Source organism: Actinosynnema sp. NPDC023587 (assembly GCF_040640215.1).
Taxonomy (GTDB): domain Bacteria; phylum Actinomycetota; class Actinomycetes; order Mycobacteriales; family Pseudonocardiaceae; genus Actinosynnema.
The window spans coordinates 297,305-313,629 of sequence record NZ_JBFABG010000005.1 but is presented as its reverse complement, the minus strand read 5'-3'; the positions used below and the strand labels follow the sequence as shown (position 1 = coordinate 313,629).

Annotated in this window: 13 protein-coding genes and 1 pseudogene; 7 read left to right on the top strand and 7 right to left on the bottom strand. The window is 72.5% G+C overall.

Translation table 11 applies throughout. The features are described from left to right. Positions 1 to 1,224, bottom strand: a complete 1,224-nt coding sequence (locus AB0G01_RS17090) for a globin domain-containing protein (protein ID WP_360946159.1) — start codon at positions 1,222 to 1,224, stop codon at positions 1 to 3. Between the two features lie 145 nt (positions 1,225 to 1,369). Between AB0G01_RS17090 and AB0G01_RS17085 the strand changes: the two genes are divergently transcribed. Both AB0G01_RS17085 and htpG read left to right on the top strand, forming a co-directional pair. Continuing rightward, positions 1,370 to 1,795 (top strand): Rrf2 family transcriptional regulator, encoded by a 426-nt coding sequence (locus tag AB0G01_RS17085; protein ID WP_360946156.1) that lies wholly within the window; start codon positions 1,370 to 1,372, stop codon positions 1,793 to 1,795. 155 nt (positions 1,796 to 1,950) lie between these two features. Next, positions 1,951 to 3,822: a molecular chaperone HtpG gene (htpG, locus tag AB0G01_RS17080; protein WP_360946153.1), complete on the top strand. Its 1,872-nt coding sequence runs from the start codon at positions 1,951 to 1,953 to the stop codon at positions 3,820 to 3,822. A 43-nt stretch (positions 3,823 to 3,865) separates the two neighbouring features. Here htpG and argS read toward each other — a convergent pair. Then, positions 3,866 to 5,662, bottom strand: a pseudogene (argS, locus tag AB0G01_RS17075) (arginine--tRNA ligase). Here argS and AB0G01_RS17070 point away from each other — a divergent pair. Continuing rightward, positions 5,661 to 6,386 carry a hypothetical protein gene (locus tag AB0G01_RS17070; RefSeq protein ID WP_360946150.1) on the top strand — a complete coding sequence of 242 codons (726 nt, stop codon included), beginning with the start codon at positions 5,661 to 5,663 and terminating at the stop codon, positions 6,384 to 6,386. The pseudogene argS and the gene AB0G01_RS17070 sit on opposite strands and share 2 nt — an antisense overlap. Here the strand turns inward: AB0G01_RS17070 and AB0G01_RS17065 are convergent. Next, a complete protein-coding gene (locus AB0G01_RS17065; protein ID WP_360946147.1) occupies positions 6,365 to 7,015 on the bottom strand; it encodes a DsbA family oxidoreductase in 651 nt (216 codons plus the stop codon). The genes AB0G01_RS17070 and AB0G01_RS17065 overlap by 22 nt on opposite strands. 102 nt (positions 7,016 to 7,117) lie before the next feature. Between AB0G01_RS17065 and AB0G01_RS17060 the strand changes: the two genes are divergently transcribed. Further along, positions 7,118 to 7,468, top strand: a complete 351-nt coding sequence (locus AB0G01_RS17060) for a helix-turn-helix domain-containing protein (RefSeq protein WP_360946144.1) — start codon at positions 7,118 to 7,120, stop codon at positions 7,466 to 7,468. A 67-nt stretch (positions 7,469 to 7,535) separates the two neighbouring features. On the opposite strand, the gene AB0G01_RS17055 is transcribed toward AB0G01_RS17060, so the two are convergent. From AB0G01_RS17055 to AB0G01_RS17045, 3 genes are all read right to left on the bottom strand, one after another. After that, on the bottom strand, positions 7,536 to 8,624 hold the full coding sequence (locus tag AB0G01_RS17055) for a trypsin-like serine protease (protein ID WP_360946142.1): 1,089 nt from the start codon (positions 8,622 to 8,624) through the stop codon (positions 7,536 to 7,538). Positions 8,625 to 8,988: 364 nt separating this feature from the next. After that, a complete protein-coding gene (locus AB0G01_RS17050; protein ID WP_360946139.1) occupies positions 8,989 to 10,716 on the bottom strand; it encodes a carbohydrate binding domain-containing protein in 1,728 nt (575 codons plus the stop codon). 374 nt (positions 10,717 to 11,090) lie between these two features. Continuing rightward, positions 11,091 to 11,471: an SH3 domain-containing protein gene (locus AB0G01_RS17045; RefSeq protein WP_360946136.1), complete on the bottom strand. Its 381-nt coding sequence runs from the start codon at positions 11,469 to 11,471 to the stop codon at positions 11,091 to 11,093. A gap of 134 nt (positions 11,472 to 11,605) precedes the next feature. Between AB0G01_RS17045 and AB0G01_RS17040 the strand changes: the two genes are divergently transcribed. Next, positions 11,606 to 12,553, top strand: a complete 948-nt coding sequence (locus AB0G01_RS17040; RefSeq protein ID WP_360946133.1) for a winged helix-turn-helix domain-containing protein — start codon at positions 11,606 to 11,608, stop codon at positions 12,551 to 12,553. Between the two features lie 52 nt (positions 12,554 to 12,605). Continuing rightward, positions 12,606 to 13,814: a cytochrome P450 gene (locus AB0G01_RS17035; protein WP_360946130.1), complete on the top strand. Its 1,209-nt coding sequence runs from the start codon at positions 12,606 to 12,608 to the stop codon at positions 13,812 to 13,814. An 8-nt stretch (positions 13,815 to 13,822) separates the two neighbouring features. On the opposite strand, the gene AB0G01_RS17030 is transcribed toward AB0G01_RS17035, so the two are convergent. Beyond that, the gene (locus AB0G01_RS17030; RefSeq protein ID WP_360946127.1) at positions 13,823 to 14,290 is read right to left on the bottom strand and encodes a hypothetical protein; all 468 of its coding nucleotides are present in this window, start codon (positions 14,288 to 14,290) and stop codon (positions 13,823 to 13,825) included. Between the two features lie 345 nt (positions 14,291 to 14,635). Between AB0G01_RS17030 and AB0G01_RS17025 the strand changes: the two genes are divergently transcribed. Beyond that, positions 14,636 to 16,267, top strand: a complete 1,632-nt coding sequence (locus tag AB0G01_RS17025) for a cation:proton antiporter (protein ID WP_360946124.1) — start codon at positions 14,636 to 14,638, stop codon at positions 16,265 to 16,267. Positions 16,268 to 16,325: the final 58 nt, after the last annotated feature.

Sequence of the window (16,325 nt, the reverse complement as noted above, 5' to 3'; positions counted from 1 at the left end):
TCAGGCGTTGCCGGCCACGGGGGTCGCGCGGCCCAGCCAGGCGTCCGGGCCGAACACCTCGTAGCGGATGTCGGCCGCCGGCACGCCGCGTCCCAGCAGGGCCTGCCGGACCGTCCGCATGAACGGCAGCGGGCCGCACAGCAGGGCCTGGGTGCCGGGTTCGACGGTGAGCAGCTCCGGGTCGACCAGCCCGGCCGCGACCGAGGTGCGCGCCGGGAGATCCGCGAGCCGGCCGTTCTCGTACCAGAGCAGCAGCGACGCGGCGGGCAGCGCTTCGACGGCGGCGAACAGGTCCGCGCGCAGCGCGTGGGCGGCCGGGGTGCGGTCGGCGTGGACGACGGTCACCGGGCGGTCGTCCCGCCGCCGGGCCAGGTCGCGCACCGCGGCGACGACCGGCGTGGTGCCGACGCCCGCGCCGGCCAGCAGCAGCGGGCGGTCGCCGTCGGGGAGCACCGCGTCGCCGAACGGCGGGCTGACGTCGAGCCGCGCACCGGGCGTGATCTGGTGCACAAGGGTGGAGACCTCGCCGGCGGGTCGGCCGTACCCGGCGCGGTGCCGTTTCACGGTGATGCGGAGGTCGTCCTCGCCCGGCGCGCTGCTGATCGTGTACTGGCGGGTCTGCCTGCCCCCGCCGGGCAGGTCGACCGCGACGCTGACGTACTGCCCCGGCCGGTGATCGGGGACCGCGCCGTCGACCGGGCGCAGCCGCAGGCTCAGCACGTCCTCGGTCTCGCGGTGGACGCCGGTCACCGCGTGGGCGCGGAACGGGTGCCCGAAGTCGCTGCCCGCGCCCTGGTAGAGGCGGGCCTCCTCGGCGACCAGCAGGCACGCGAACAGCCAGTAGACCTCGTCCCAGGCGGCGACGACCTCGGGCGTGGCGGCGTCGCCGAGCACCTCGCCGATGGCGGCCATGAGGTGGCGGCCGACCACCAGGTACTGGGCGGGCGCGATGCCCAGGGAGGCGTGCTTGTGCGCGATCCGGCCGATCACCGCGGTCAGCGGCACGGGCTGGAGGCCCGCGAAGTGCCCGGCCACGGCGGCGACCGAGGCGGCCAGCGCCTCGCGTTGCGCGCCGGTGGCCTGGTTGCCCCGGTTGAACAGGTCGAGCAGCTCCGGGTGCGCGGTGAGCAGGCGTTCGTAGAACCGGCCGGTGATCTCCGCGCCGTGCCGGACGACGGTGTCGGCGGTGGCGCGGATGATCCGCACCGAGTCTGGGGCGAGCATGTGGCCCTCCGGGTCTTGTCGATCTCGACATAAAAAAGGTATCAGCAATACCTGTTTAAAGTCCCGGTGGTCATGAACACCTGGAAGTAGGGACCTTTGGACGTGGCTGAACCGGTACTGGCTAGTCCGCTTGGTAGCCTCGGGTATGCGGCTGACCAGGGGGACCGACATCGCGCTCCGGGTGCTGATGCTCACCGCCACCCGGAGCGGTCTGTCCACTGTGGACGGTCTGGCGGAGGTGCTGGCGGTGCCCCGCAACCACCTGGCCAAGGTCGTGCAGCGGCTGGCCCGGCTCGGCCTGCTGGTGACCGTGCGCGGGCGGTCCGGCGGGCTGCGGATCGCGCCCGAGGCGCTCACCTGGTCGGTGGGCCAGGTCGTCCGCGATTTCGAGGGCGACGGCGAGGTGGTGGCCTGTGACCACCCGCCGTGCCCGCTGCGGGGGGCGTGCCGGCTGCGCAGCGCGCTGCGCCGGGCGCACGACGCGTTCCTGGCCGAGCTCGACGCCGTCCCGCTGCACAGCCTGGTCGGACCGCCGACCGCCGACCTGCTGCACCGCCTGCCGCTCGTCTGAGCGGACCCCGCCCGACCTCGGAAAACCGGCCCGGTGGACCGCCGGGCGCGCCTCGGAGACGTGCGACACGGTCGATCGACCCGATTCCCGCGACACCGCGCGGCCGGTGGTCGTTACCATCGCGGGTTGACGGTGGTCGGACGGAAAGGAAGAACGTGGAAACCCTGGAGTTCCAGTCAGAGGCGCGTCAGCTATTGCGGCTGATGATCCACTCGATCTACTCGAACAAGGACACGTTCCTGCGCGAGTTGGTGTCGAACGCCTCGGACGCGTTGGACAAGCTCAGGTTGGAGACGTTCCGGGACAAGGACCTGGTCGCGGACACCTCGGACCTCCACGTGGCGATCGAGGTCGATCGCGAGGAGCGCACGCTCACCGTGCGCGACAACGGGATCGGCATGACCCGCGAGGACGTCGTGGGCCTGATCGGCACGATCGCGAAGTCCGGCACGGCCGAGTTCCTGGACAAGCTGAAGGAGGCCAAGGACGCCGCCGCCTCGCAGGACCTGATCGGCCAGTTCGGCATCGGGTTCTACTCGACGTTCATGGTGGCCGACAGGGTGACCCTGGTGACCAGGCACCCGCGCTCGGCCGAGGGCGTGCGCTGGGAGTCCACCGGCGAGGGCACCTACACGATCGAGGACGTCGCGGACGCGCCGCAGGGCACGGCGGTGACCCTGCACCTCAAGCCCGCCGACGACGAGGACCAGCTCGCCGACTACACCTCCACCGCGAAGATCACCGAGATCGTCAAGCGGTACGCGGACTTCATCACCTGGCCGATCCGCCTCGCGCCGGAGGAGGAGGGCGGCGAGCCCACCACCGTCAACTCGCGCAAGGCGCTGTGGGCGCGGCCGGCCTCCGAGGTCACCGAGGAGGAGTACGCCGAGTTCTACCGGCACGTCAGCCACGACTGGAACGCGCCGCTGGAGACCATCCGGATGCGGGCCGAGGGCACCTTCGAGTACCAGGCGCTGCTGTTCCTGCCCGCCCAGGCCCCGCTCGACCTGTTCATGCGCGAGCGCAAGCGCGGGGTCCAGCTCTACGTCAAGCGCGTCTTCATCATGGAGGACTGCGAAGAGCTGATGCCGGAGTACCTGCGGTTCGTCAAGGGCGTGGTGGACGCCCAGGACCTGTCGCTCAACGTCTCGCGGGAGATCCTCCAGCAGGACCGGCAGATCCAGCTCATGCGCCGCCGGCTGGTGAAGAAGGTGCTGGGCACGGTCAAGACGATGATGGCGGACAAGCCCGACGCCTACCGGACGTTCTGGCGGGAGTTCGGCGCGGTGGTGAAGGAAGGGCTGATCGCCGACACCGAGAACCGCGACTCGATCCTGGCGGTCTCGTCGTTCGCCTCCACCCACCACGACGAGGAGCCGACCACGCTCGCGGCCTACGTCGAGCGGATGAAGGACGACCAGCGGCACATCTACTACATGACCGGCGACTCGCGGACCGCGATCGAGCAGTCGCCGCACCTGGAGGCGTTGCGCGCCAAGGGCTTCGAGGTGCTGATCCTGACCGACCCGATCGACGAGATGTGGGTCGGGTCGGTGCCGGGCTTCGACGGCCGGGAGTTCCAGTCGATCGCCAAGGGCCAGGTCGACCTGGAGACCGACGAGGAGAAGGCCGAGGCCGAGCAGCGGGAGAAGGACTTCGCCGCGCTGCTGGAGTGGCTGACGACCACGCTGGACGAGCAGGTCAAGCAGGTGCGCCTGTCGTCGCGGCTGACCACCTCGCCCGCGTGCGTGGTGGGCGACACCTACGACCTGACCCCGACCCTGGAGAAGATGTACCGGGCGATGGGGCAGGAGGTGCCGCACGTCAAGCGCATCCTGGAGCTCAACCCGAACCACCCGCTGGTGACCGGCCTGCGGGCGGCGTTCGACGGGTCGGAGGACCACTCCGCGCTGGTCGGCACCGCCGAACTGCTGTTCGGCACCGCCGTGCTGGCCGAGGGCGGCGACCTGCCCGACCCGGCCCGCTTCGCCAAGCTGCTGGCCGATCACCTCCAGCGCTCGCTGTGACCCGCCGCCGTCGCCCCGGTCCGACCGGGGCGACGGCGTCCGGCTACAGCCGTTCGGGCGCGGTGATGCCGAGCAGCCCCAGGCCGTGGCCGAGCGTGCGGGCGGTCAGCCGGCACAGCGCCACCCGGTTGCCGCGCACCGGCTCGTCGGTCCTGAGCACCGGGCACGCCTCGTAGAACGCGGTGAACGCCCGCGCCAGGTCGTGGAGGTAGCCGCAGAGCCGGTGCGGTTCGAGGTGGTCGGCGACCTCGGTCAGGACCGCGCCGTACCCGTCGAGCTCCAGCGCGAGGGCGCGTTCGGCCGGCTCCGGCGGCACCGAGGCGTCGACCGCCGACTCCCCGGCCCGGCGCAGGATCGAGCTGATCCGGGCGTGCGCGTACTGGAGGTAGACCCCGGTGTCGCCGGTGAACGACACCACCCGGTCCACGTCGAAGGTGTAGTCCCGCACCCGCGACGTGGCCAGGTCGGCGTACTTGACCGCGCCGATGCCCACCTGCTCGGCGATCCGGTCGAGGTCGGCCGGCGCGAGGTCCGGGTTCTTCGCCGCCACCACGGCCCGCGCCCGCCGCACGGCCGCGTCCAGCAGGTCCGACAGCCGGACCGCGCCGCCCGCGCGGGTCTTGAACGGGCGGCCGTCCGGACCGAGGACCATGCCGTACGCGGCGTGCTCGGCGGCGACGTCGCCGGTCAGTCAGCCCGCGCGGCGGGCTGCCTCGAACACCAGGCGGAAGTGCAGCGCTTGACGGGAGTCCGTGACGTAGACCAGGCGGTGGGCCCCGAGGTCGCGCACGCGGTACCGGAGCGTGGCCAGGTCGGTGGTGTCGTAGCCGTAGCCGCCGTCGCTCTTGCGCACCACCAGCGGTACCGGGGTGCCCTCGGGCCCGGTCACCTCCTCGGAGAAGACCACCACCGCGCCGTCGCTGTGCACCGCGACCCCGGCGGTGAGCAGGTCGTCCACGGTGCCCGCCAGCAGCGGGTTGTAGAACGACTCGCCGACCGAGTCCGCCGGCGTGAGCAGCACGCCGAGCTTCCGGTAGAGCTCCCGGAACGCCTTCTCGGACTCCGCGACGACCTCCCGCCACGCGGCGACCGTCTCCGGGTCCCCGGCCTGGAGCTGCACCACCCGCGAGCGGGCCCGGTCGGCGAACGCGGGGTCGGCGTCGAACTCGGCGCGCGCCGCCCGGTACAGCCCGTCCAGCGCGGACACCGCGGAGGTGTCGCCGTCGTGGTGCCACGCGGCCCCGGGGTGTTCGCGCAGGTACTGGATCAGCATGCCGAACTGCGTGCCCCAGTCGCCCAGGTGGTTCTGCCGCACCACGTCCGCGCCGAGGAAGCCCAGCACGCGGGCCAGGCTGTCGCCGATGACCGTCGTGCGCAGGTGGCCGACGTGCATCTCCTTGGCGATGTTCGGCGCGGAGTAGTCGATCACCGTCCGCCGCCCGCGCTCGGGGCGCGGGAGGCCGGAGCGCGGGTCGGCCAACCGCGCCGCCACCTGCTCCCAGATCACCCGACCGGGTAGAACGACGTTGACGAACCCGGGTCCGGACACCCACGAGCCCGGCGCACCGCCCAGCGCGTCGACGAGCTCGGCCGCGAGTGCACCGGGCCGGACGCCGACCCGCTTCGCCAGCGAGAGCGCCGCGTTCGACTGGAAGTCCGCGCGGTCGGATCGTCGCACCACGGGATTCGCCCCGGCCAGTTCCGGGCGAACCCGGCCGATCGCCCCGGCCACCGAACCGGCGACCTGGTGGAGCGGGCGGTCCGCGCGGGGGCCGGGGCGGGTGCGGCGGGCCGCTACCCTGGTGCCGTCGTGGAACCCGTGTCGTCCCAGGGAGAACATGAGCGACCAGGAACGATTACCCGGCCGGTTCACCAGGGGCTGGGCGGTGGTCACGACGGCCTGCGCGCTCGGCCTGGTCACGGTCGTCGGCGTGGTCGCGGACCTCGCCCAGGTCGAGGGCTGGCTCGCCGCCGGCGGGCCGCCGGTCGTCCGCGTCGCCGCCGGTTTCGTGCTGCTGGTGGCCGGGTCGGTGCTGTGGAGGGAGAAGCTCCGGCGCGGGTGGGCCACGTACGTCGCCGGCGCGGTGGCCGTGCTGTGCGTGGGCGCGCTCGCGTCGGCGAACGTCCTGTGGCCGGCGGCGGTGCCGGCCGACCCCGAGCCGGTCCTGGTCAAGACCGGGTACCGGCTGACGCCGTCGTGGAACCCGTTGACCAACAACGGCGACAAGGTCGACCTCGACACCGCGTGCCCCGGGTGGGGCTCGACGAAGGCCAAGGTGGGACCCAAGCGGTGCGGTGAACTGGCCGACCTGATCGCCGAGACCCACGGCCTGCACGCGCCCGACAACGCGCCCCGGCTCACCCTGCTGGCGCAGGGCGAGCCGGCTTCCTACGCGGTGTGCCGCGCCAAGCGCGAGGGCGTCGGCACGATCCGCCTGCCGGACCTGCGCGCGGGCGTCGAGCTGTGCGTGGTGACCGACAAGGACAACGTCGCCGCCGTGCGCGTCGACTCGGTGACCGCCGGGGGTGAGGTGGTCCTGGCTTACCGGCTCTGGCGGTCCTGAGCGCGCGAGTCGGTCCACGCGGTGGCGAGCGCCTCGCGGAAGGTCTCCACGGGCTGGGCACCGGACACGCCGTACTTGCGCTCGATCACGAAGAACGGCACGCCGGTCGCGCCGAGCCGGGAGGCTTCGCCCTGGTCGGCCCGCACCGCGTCCAGGTAAGCCTGCGGGTCCTCCAGCACGCCGCGCGCCTCGACCGGGTCCAGGCCGGCCTCCTTGGCGAGCGTGACCAGCGCCTCCGTGGTGAACAGCGACGCGCCCTCGGCGAAGTGCGCGGTGAACAGCCGCTTGGCCAGGTGGTGCTGGACGCCGTGCTCCCGGGCGAAGTGCAGCAGCCGGTGGGCGTCGAGGGTGCTGCCGACCTCGCGGTCGGTGCGGTAGCCGAGACCTTCGCCGCGAGCCAGCTCCGCGACCTCGCCGTCCATGGTCGCGCCGCGCGGGCCGTACTTGGCGGTGAGCATGTCGGTGACCCGTTCGGTCGCGCCCGCCGCGCGGGACGGGTCCAGCTCGAACGAGCGGTGCACGACCTCGACGTCGGCGGCGTGCTCGAAGTCGGCGAGCGCCCGCTCGAAGCGGGTGATGCCGATGTAGCACCACGGGCAGACGAGGTCGCTCCAGATTTCAACGCGCATGTGACTGATCCTCACAGCATGGGGCTGGGCGACACCCAGCTTACACTGTGGTTTCCACAGCACTAACTTTTACGCAGCGCTTACCAGGGGTAAGCTCCCAGGGTGAAGTTCGACGTCTTCGCCAAGGACTGCCCGTCGCGTGGGGTATTGGACCACTTGACCGGGAGGTGGGGCGTGCTGACCCTGGCCGGCCTGCGCCGGGGCCCGGCCCGCTTCAACGCCCTGCGCCGCCGCGTGGACGGCGTCAGCGAGAAGATGCTCGCCCAGACCCTCCAGGCCCTCGAACGCGACGGCTTCGTGCGGCGCGAGGTGCTCGCCGCCATGCCGCCATGCGTGAACTACTCGCTGACCGACCTCGGCGAGTCGACGGCGGATCACCTGCTCGCGTTCATCGGGCACGTGGAGGCGCACATGCCCGCCGTGCTCGACGCCCGCGCGAACCACCCGGGCTGACGGCCCCGGCCCACCGCGAACGGCGGGCCGGGCTCGTAGCGTCAGAACCGGACACTCCACGCGACTGTCAGAACTGGACGCTCCACGCGTCCAGGTAACCGACGTCCTGCGGGCCGACGTCCTGGAGCTTCAGCTTCCAGACGCCGTCGGCCACCTCGGACGAGGCGTTGACCGGGTAGGTGGTGAGGATGTTGTCCGCCGAGTCGGCGGACGAGCTCTTCAACCGGTAGGTGGAGCCGTCCGGGGCCACCAGGTCCAAGACCACGTCGCCGCGGTACGGGTGCTTGACGTCCACGGCCACCTGGAGCGCGGCCGGGGCGTTGCCCGCCTGGCCGGAGACGGTGACCTGGCTGGTCACGGCACCGCCGTTGTCCGGGATGTCGAGGTTGTCGGTGTTCTCGAACTTCCCGCCGGGCGGTGTGGTGCCGCCGCCGGTCTGCTGGTTGATCCACGCGACGTTCGCGGCGATGCCCGTGTACAGGGTCGTCGTGGCGCACTCGCCGTTGTTGTCGCCGGGACCGTGCGTCTCGCCGACCAGGGTCCAGTTGCCCCGGGTGCCGACCAGGGCCGGGCCGCCGGAGTCGCCGTGGCACGCGGAGTGCGTGCGGTCGCCGGACACGCAGACGTCGGTGGACGCGCCGCCGCCCGCCGCGCACCGGCTGGACGCCAGGACCGTCAGGTCGATCTCCTGGAGCGTGGACGGGTTCGAGCACGACGGCCAGCTCGTGCAGCCGTAGCCGATCAGCCGCACCGGGCTGCCCGGGGCGGGGTTGGCCGAGGCCATCGGGACCGGGGTCCGGGTGGACGCCTGGGACAGGTGCATCAGCGTCAGGTCGGTGCCCGCGCGGTTCACCCGGCGGTCGACCTGGCGGACCTCGCCGCCGGAGCTGCGGCTGTTCGAGCCGAGCCGGGCCGAGGTGGCGCTCCCGCAGTGCGTGGCGGTGACGATCCACTGCGGTGCGACCAGGCTGCCACCGCAACCGTTGCTCATCTGGGCGTGGAACGGGTAGACCTCGGTGGCGTTGTGGCCGCCGATGATCTGGACCTCCACCGGCGGGTCGTCGGGTGCGGCGACGGCGTCGTGCCCCGCACCGGACACCAGCGCCAGGGCCAGGCCGATGAAGGCGGCGCGGCTCAACAGGCGAGCGGTTCTCATGGGTCTGCCTCTCGATCGCGCGACAGGGAACCGTGCGGACACCGGGAAGGGCGGGTCCGGGCGGGCGATCCGGGGGCGCGTACCCGGTCGCCTCTGCACCATTGCGCGCCAGGGCCGGGGAAAGGTCATTCAGGCTGGGCATCCAGCGCGTTTATGGGCGGTCGCACAGCGTGGTCGACGCGGTGTCGAAACGCTGTCTGACCAGCGGTGACGTTGATAGGGGAAAGTTGTCGCGACAACCGGGTGTCCCAAGGGGCGAAACGAACTGTGAAGTGGTGAAAGGGAATTCACGGCGGAAAGGGACATAACCGGAAAACGGCGGGAGCGCCCCTGATCGGGACACCACCGCCGTTTTCCGCCGGCACTAGGAGATCGTGAAGTCGTCCGCGAAGATCGGCGGTTGGCCGTACCAGCCGTGCACGTACACCGTGACCGTGCCCGAGGACCCGGTGGTGAACGGGATGGACAACTGCGTCCAGTCGCTCGCCGACGTCCAGGCGCTGGCGGTCGCCCCGCCGCTCACCCCGACGAACGCGTAGTCGCCGCGCACCCACGCCTTGAGCGTGTACGCCTTGCCCGGCGTGAGGGTGACCGCCTGCGACGCCTGCCCGTTGCCCGAACCGCTGGGCGTGACCTGGAGCGCGTGCGTGCCGGAGTGCGCGGGGGTGCCGACGATCGCGCCGCCCGGGGCCGTCCACGGGGTCAGCCCGCCGTCCTCGAAGCCGCCGTTGACCACCGCGCCGCCGGGCGCGGTGCCCTTGACCCGCACCGAGAACGAGGCCGAGTGCGTGGCCGACGGGCTGGTGCCGGTGACGGTGAACGCGTAGTCGCCGGGCACCGCCGTGGCCGCCGCCGCCACGGTCACCGTCGCCGAGCCCCCTGCGGTGACGCTGCCCGCCGACAGGGTGGCGGTGAGGCCGGTGCGCGCCGGACCCGCGGTCAGGGTCACCGTCTCGGCGGTGCCGGAGGCGACCGCCGTGCGCACCGTCGCGGTGGCCGAGCCGCCGGGGTCGACGGCCGCCGACGACGGGGAGACGGCGAGCGTGAAGTCGTTGACCGGGTTCGGGGTCCCGCCACCGCTGAACGGCGCGAAGATGCGGGTGAACTCCCACGTGCTCTGCGGGATGCCGGAGCAGTGGTCCGCCGCCGCGCCGCCGGGGCAGCCGCCGTTGTCGCGCTGGAGCGCCCAGAACGACAGGGTGTTGATGCCCTTCGCGATCGCCCAGTCGTACACGGTGCGGGCGTCGGCGACGTGGAAGGTCTCGGAGGGGCCGTAGTCGTCCACGCCGATCATCTCGGTGACGCCGACCATCGCCCACCGCTGGGCTTCGGTCTTGCCCGGCCACAGCGTGGCGAGTTGGTCGACCAGGCCCTGCGCGGCGGTCTTGGTGTCCTCGGCCATCTGGTGCTGGCGGCCGTCGTAGTAGTCGAACGTCATCAGGTTCACGACGTCGATGCGGGCGTTGTTGGTGACCGCGTTGCGCAGCACCGCGAGGCCGCTGGGCGCGAGACCGGTCGGCGTGGTCGGCAGCGTGTAGGAGAACTGGATGGTGCGGCCGTTGGCGGCGGCCCAGTCCTGGGTCATCTTGATCGCCTTGTTGCGGCGGTCGATGCCGGCGGCGTTGTCCAGCGCCTCGACCTCGATGTCCAGGTCGAGCCGGCTCACGTCGTAGGTGGTGATGACGCTCTGGAACGCGGCGGCGATCTTGGCCACGTCGGTGCAGCTATCGGCGATCTCGGTGCCGGTGTGGTCGGCGGTGTACCCGCCGAACGACGGGATGGCGTCGCCGCCGTTGGCGCGCAGGGCGTTGATCTCGCTGCCGAACACGCTCGACGACACCGGCATCCCGGCGTCGCCGTTCCACAGCGGCGTGCACGACCCCTTGGCGGCGGTCTGGAGGAAGGCGAAGGTGAGGTACTTGGCACCGGACTGCTGGGCGAGGGTGGCCGGGTTCTCGCCGGTCCACGCCTCGAAGTAGGGCGCGAAGACCCGGGCGGGCAGCGGCGTGGCCGCCGCGGTGGCGACCGTCGGCACGAAGGTCAGGGAGGTGAGCAGGGCCACCAGGAGTACCAGGACTCTGGTCGGACGCATGTGCGCTCCAGCAGGGGGAGGGACGCGGACCCGGGTGGGGTCCGGCGGTGGCGGCCGGCCATCAGAATTGGACTAGACCACGAGGCTTGTCAAGGCATCCCGTGGTATGCGGCTTACGTCGTGAATTGTCCGCTGTCGTGCGGTAAGTCCACTGTTCTGTCCAGAGTGGACAGTCGTTTTCCCCGAGTCGCAGGGTCGTTCGGACCGGGGCACGTCGATGCGCGCCGGGGTACCGGGCGGCAGTGGCGCGGGACTCCAGGGCGCGGACGCGCCAGGCCGGTCCACGTGGACCGGCCTGGCGCGGAACCGGATTTCGGAAAGCGGTGGTCGTCCGGCTCGGCGCTCGTCCGCGCCGGGCCGGCGACCGCGCGGGATCAGCAGAGGTAGTTGCTGCCGTTGTTCGGCAGGAGGTCGTCCCGGACCCAGCCCTGCACCCGCGTGTCGACGTCGCGCAGGTAGGTCCAGGTGTAGTTGTCGTTGCCGGTGGTGTAGCAGTAGTAGTCCAGGCGGTGGCTCGGTTGGATGGACCCGCGCGCCGTGCAGCCGACGGCGGAGCCCGAGCGGATGCGCGCTCCGGCCGTCCCGCCGGTGATGGCGGAGATCGGGTCGCGGTTCTGCGGCGCGGGGCTGCCGCACGCCGCGTGCCGCGGTGCCGCCCCGTCGTCCTTGGGCGCGGCGTCGGCCGGTGCGGCGAGCAGCAACGCGGGCATGGCGAGCGTGGCCGCACCGAGTGTGATTTTGGTGATCCTGTTCATGTAATCCCCCTGAATGGAACGGTTGGAGCGCAACCGACCTTCCTCCCTGTGGGTGAACCTGACCAGGATGTTGCACTACGACGAAAGTTCGGGAGAACAATGGGGGCAGGGGAAGCTCACCCACGGGGGGATCCGTGCTGCGCCTCATCTTCACCACTGACGACCTGGTGCGCACAACCGTGGCACCGACCGCCGACCCGTTGTGGGAGGTGGTGCTGGGTGGTTCTCGACTGCGGGACCGGGATCACCCGCCCACGTTTCACGAGTGGGCACTGGAAGTGCGAAAAAAACTCGATTCCCGCAGTCCGGCGGTGCGCGTGCTGCACCTGCTGTCGCCCGCTCCGGACCTGCTCACACCGCCCGAGTCGGCCGCCGGTCTGGAGCCGGGACTGGCCGCGCTGCGCACCACACCGGAGGGCCGGGTCCGCTCGCAACTGATCCGCTTCGGGCCGTTGCCCGAGTGGGCGAAGCCGTTGGCGACGGGTGACCGGCGGGCGGTCGCGGTGCTCGCCGAGATGATGCGCTATCTGCATTCCCGGCTCGTCGCGCCGTATTCGGAGGTGATCCGGGAAAGCGTGAACGCGGACCGCGCGCGGCGCGCCCGGGACCTGGTGGACGGGGGCGTGCACGGCCTGCTCGCCGGGCTCGGTCCGTATGCCCGGTGGCGGTCACCGGTGTTGGAGGTCGACCACCCGGAGGACCGCGAACTCCCGTTGCGGGGGAGGGGGCTGCGCCTGGTTCCGTCGTATTTCGGGCGATTCCGGGCGTGCACGCTGGAAGACCCCGCCGCACCGCCCGTGCTGGTGTACCCGCTGGCGGACACCGACCGGTGGCGGGGTGCGGCGGCGCGCAGCCTGGACGCGTTGCTCGGGCCGACCCGCAGCGCGGTGCTGGAGTGCGCGCGGACCGGTGCGGGGACGACGGAACTGGCCCGCCGCGTCGGCACGTCGCCCGCCTCGGTCAGCCGGCACACGGGCGTGCTGCGGGCCGCCGGGTTGTTGCGGACCAGCCGGTACGGCACCCAGACCGTGCACTCCCTCACCGGGCTGGGGGAGTCGCTGCTCGGCGGCCACCCGGGGTAGGCCCGTCATTCGGGGTATTTACCCACGGTGCCGGGGCGGTCACGATTGGTGCATGGAGCCCTTACGGTTGGACCCCGCCGGCCGCGACATCCACGCCGAGGGTGCCCGGCTGCGGGCACGCGGACCAGTGACCCGGGTCGAGCTGCCCGGCGGCGTGGTCGCCTGGTCGGTCAACCGGATCGACCTGCTCAGGCAGCTCCTCGGCGATCCCCGCGTCTCCAAGGACGCGCGCCGGCACTGGTCCGCGTTGCGGGAGCGGGAGGTCCCGGACGACTGGCCGCTGCACATCTGGGTGTCCGTCGAGAACATGTTCACCGCCTACGGGACCGACCACCGCAGGCTCCGGTCCCTGGTGTCCCGGGCGTTCACGCCGCGCCGCGCCGAGGCGTTGCGCACCACCGTGGAGGCGATCGCCGCCGGGCTGCTGGCCGACCTCGCGGCCGGCCCGGTCGAGACCGACCTGCGCGCCGGGTACGCCAACCCGCTGCCGATCGAGGTGATCTGCCGGCTCATCGGCGTGCCCGACGACGCCCGCCCCGGCCTGCGCCGGGCCGTGGACATCATCTTCGACACCACCGCGACCCCCGAGGCGGCCACGGCCAACCGGATCGACGTCCACCGAATCCTGGAGGAGCTGGTCGCCGCCCGCCGCCGGGACCCGGGCGACGACCTGACCAGCGAGCTGATCGCGGTCCGCGACGAGGGCGACGGCCGGCTGACCGAGACGGAGCTGGTGGACACCCTGATCCTGTTCATCGCCGCCGGTCACGAGACCACCGTCAACCTGCTCGACCACGCGATCACCGCGCTGCTGACCCACCCCGGGCAGCTCGCGCTGGTCCGGTCCGGCGAGCGGAGCTGGCGCGACGTGGTCGACGAGACGCTGCGCTGGCAGGCACCGGTCGCGAACCTGCCGCTGCGCTACGCGGTGGAGGACTTGGTGGTGGCCGGCGTGCCGATCCGCCGGGGCGAGGCGATCCTGGCCTCCTACGCGGCGGCGAGCCGCGACCCGGGCCTGCACGGGCCCACCGCCGACGACTTCGACATCGCGCGTGCCGACAAGGCGCACCTGTCCTTCGGGTACGGCGCGCACTACTGCCTGGGCGTGTCGCTGGCGCACCTGGAGGCGGGGATCGCCCTGCCCGCCCTGTTCGAGCGGTTCCCGGACCTCGCGCTGTCCGTGCCGCCGGGGGAGCTGCGCCCGGTGCGGTCGTTCATCTCCAACGGCCACGACAGCCTGCCGGTGCGCCTGCGGCGCTGATCCCGGAGTCAGCGCAAGTGCTGTTCGAGGGCGTCGGCGATGGTGGCGGCGCTGACCCAGTGGTCCGCCGCGCGGGCGGTGTCGGGGAGGTCGACGGTGACCAGGGGCGGTCCGGTGAGCCGGAGGTCGGTGCCGGCGGGGTAGAGGCGCAGCGCGGTGCCGCCGGGGTGCAGGGGGAGCAGGGCCGGGGTGTCCCCGAGGGCGCAGGCCAGGGCGATGACCTGGTGGCCGTCCTCGGCGGGATCGACGCGGACCTGGTCGGTGCGGGTCCGGATGCCCTTGCCGGCGAGGTGGGCGGTGACGGCGTCGGCGAGGCCGTCGCTGGCCGCGATGAGGCGGGCGCGGCGCAGGACGTCGGTGTAGCGGGCGGTGTGCTCGTCGACCTCGCCGGCGGGTGCGGCGGGGGTGGCGCGGAGTTCGGCGTAGCGGGCGCGGGCGTCCTGCTCGACGCGGGCGGGGTCGACGGTCTTGGCCATGGTCGGGTGGTGCTCCTGCCTCGCGGTGCTCGGGGGTGACGACAGACTGTACGTCGCGGTTCCGCAAAAGTGCGGAGAGGGCTGCCGTGTCGACACCCCCTTTCGGGTGTACCTGTCCCTCTGTTCGGCCGATGGGGGTCGTCACCCGCAGTCAGCGCGTCTCGGTCGGACGCGAGGGGTACGACCACCTCCGCGATGTCGTCGGGACCGGGACCGGGGCCGGGGCTCGCCGAGCTTGCCGACGTGGTCATGAAGACCCCCGCCGCCCCCTCCCGCTGCCATCGGCCGCAGGGCGCGATGCGGGTGCGTGCTCCAGCATGGGGGCACTACCGCGGAGGAGGGTGCGTGCTGGAGGTCGTCGCCGTCGGGGTCCTGGCACTCGTCGTCATCGCCGCTGCGGCGGTGCTCGCTCCCCGGCTGGGCGTCGCGGCTCCGCTGGTGCTGGTGCTGGTGGGCATCGCCGTGGCCGTGGCCCCGGTGCTCGAAGGCGTGGAGATCGACCCGGAGTGGATCCTCCAGGGGTTGCTGCCGCCGCTGCTCTACTCGTCCGCGGTGTCCATGCCCGCCATGAACTTCCGCCGCGAGTTCCGGGCCATCAGCGGCCTGTCGGTGCTGCTGGTCGTCGCGAGCGCGCTGGTGCTCGGCGCGTTGTTCACCTGGCTCGTCCCCGACCTCGGGTTCGTGTGGGGCGTCGCGCTCGGGGCGATCATCAGCCCCACCGACGCCGTCGCGACCTCGATCATCAAGGGCACCGGCCTGCCCCGCCGCGCCCTGGTGATCCTCGACGGCGAGAGCCTGCTCAACGACGCCACCGCGCTGGTGCTGCTGCGCACCGCCGTCGTGGCCACCGCGGCGGCGTTCTCCTTCTGGGACGCGGTGGGCACCTTCGCGTACGCCATCGCGGTCGCGGTCGCGATCGGAGCCGTGGTCGGGCGAGGGAACCTCGCGGTGCGCCGGCGCGTGCGCGACGCGACGGTGAACACGATCCTGTCGTTCACCGTCCCGTTCGCGGCAGCCGTGCCGGCCGAGCTGCTCGGCAGCTCCGGCCTCGTCGCCGCCGTGGTGGCGGGCCTGATCACCGGCTCCCGGGCACCGCGCGTCCTGCCGCCCCAGCACCGGGTGTCGGACGCGCAGAACTGGGCGACGGTCGAACTCGTCCTCGAAGGGGTGGTCTTCCTCGGGATGGGGCTCCAGCTCTCCACCGTCCTGGGCGAGGTGCAGCGCGAGCACACCGGCATCGGCACCGCCGTCGGGATCGCGGCCTGCGCGCTGGCCGTGACCCTGCTCGTCCGCGCCGCCTACGTCGCACCGCTGCTGTGGGCGCTGGGACGGCGCGCGTCGCACGGGCAGGCGCTCCAGCCCCGCATCGCGGCGGTCGGCGAACGCCTGGAAGCGGGCGAACTCGTCCCGCCCCACCGGCACCTCGCCCGCCGTCGGCCCACCGAACGCGACCTGGAGCGCGTCGCCACGCGGATCCGCCGCTCGCTCGCCGACATCGACTACCTGCTCAGCCAGCCACTGGGCGTCCGGGAGGGCGTGGTCGTGGTGTGGGCGGGGATGCGCGGCGCGATCACCGTCGCCGCCGCCCAGACCCTCCCGCCGGACACCCCGCACCGGCCGCTGCTCGTGTTCGTCGCCTTCACCGTGGCGACCCTGTCGCTGCTGGTGCAGGGCGGAACGGTCGGCCTCCTGGTCACCCGGCTGTTCCCCGCTCAAACCGGTCCGGCGGATGCGCGCGAGCAGAACACCGAACGGCAGGAGATCCTGTCGCTGCTGCGCGACGCCGCCCGCGACACCCCGCGACGGGAAGGCACGTCGGACGCACAACACCGCCTCGCCGTGCTCGCCGCGCAACGGGAAGCACTCCTCGACGCCCGTGACGACGGCACGTTCGACGCCGACGCGCTGTCCACCGCACTGCGCAACATCGACGCCACGCAGATCACCCTGGAAATGCGCGGCACCCCGACCGGATGACCGCAGCGGGGTTCACTCGTCCGGTGGGGAGGCCGCGAGTCGGGCCGTGCGGGGGCGG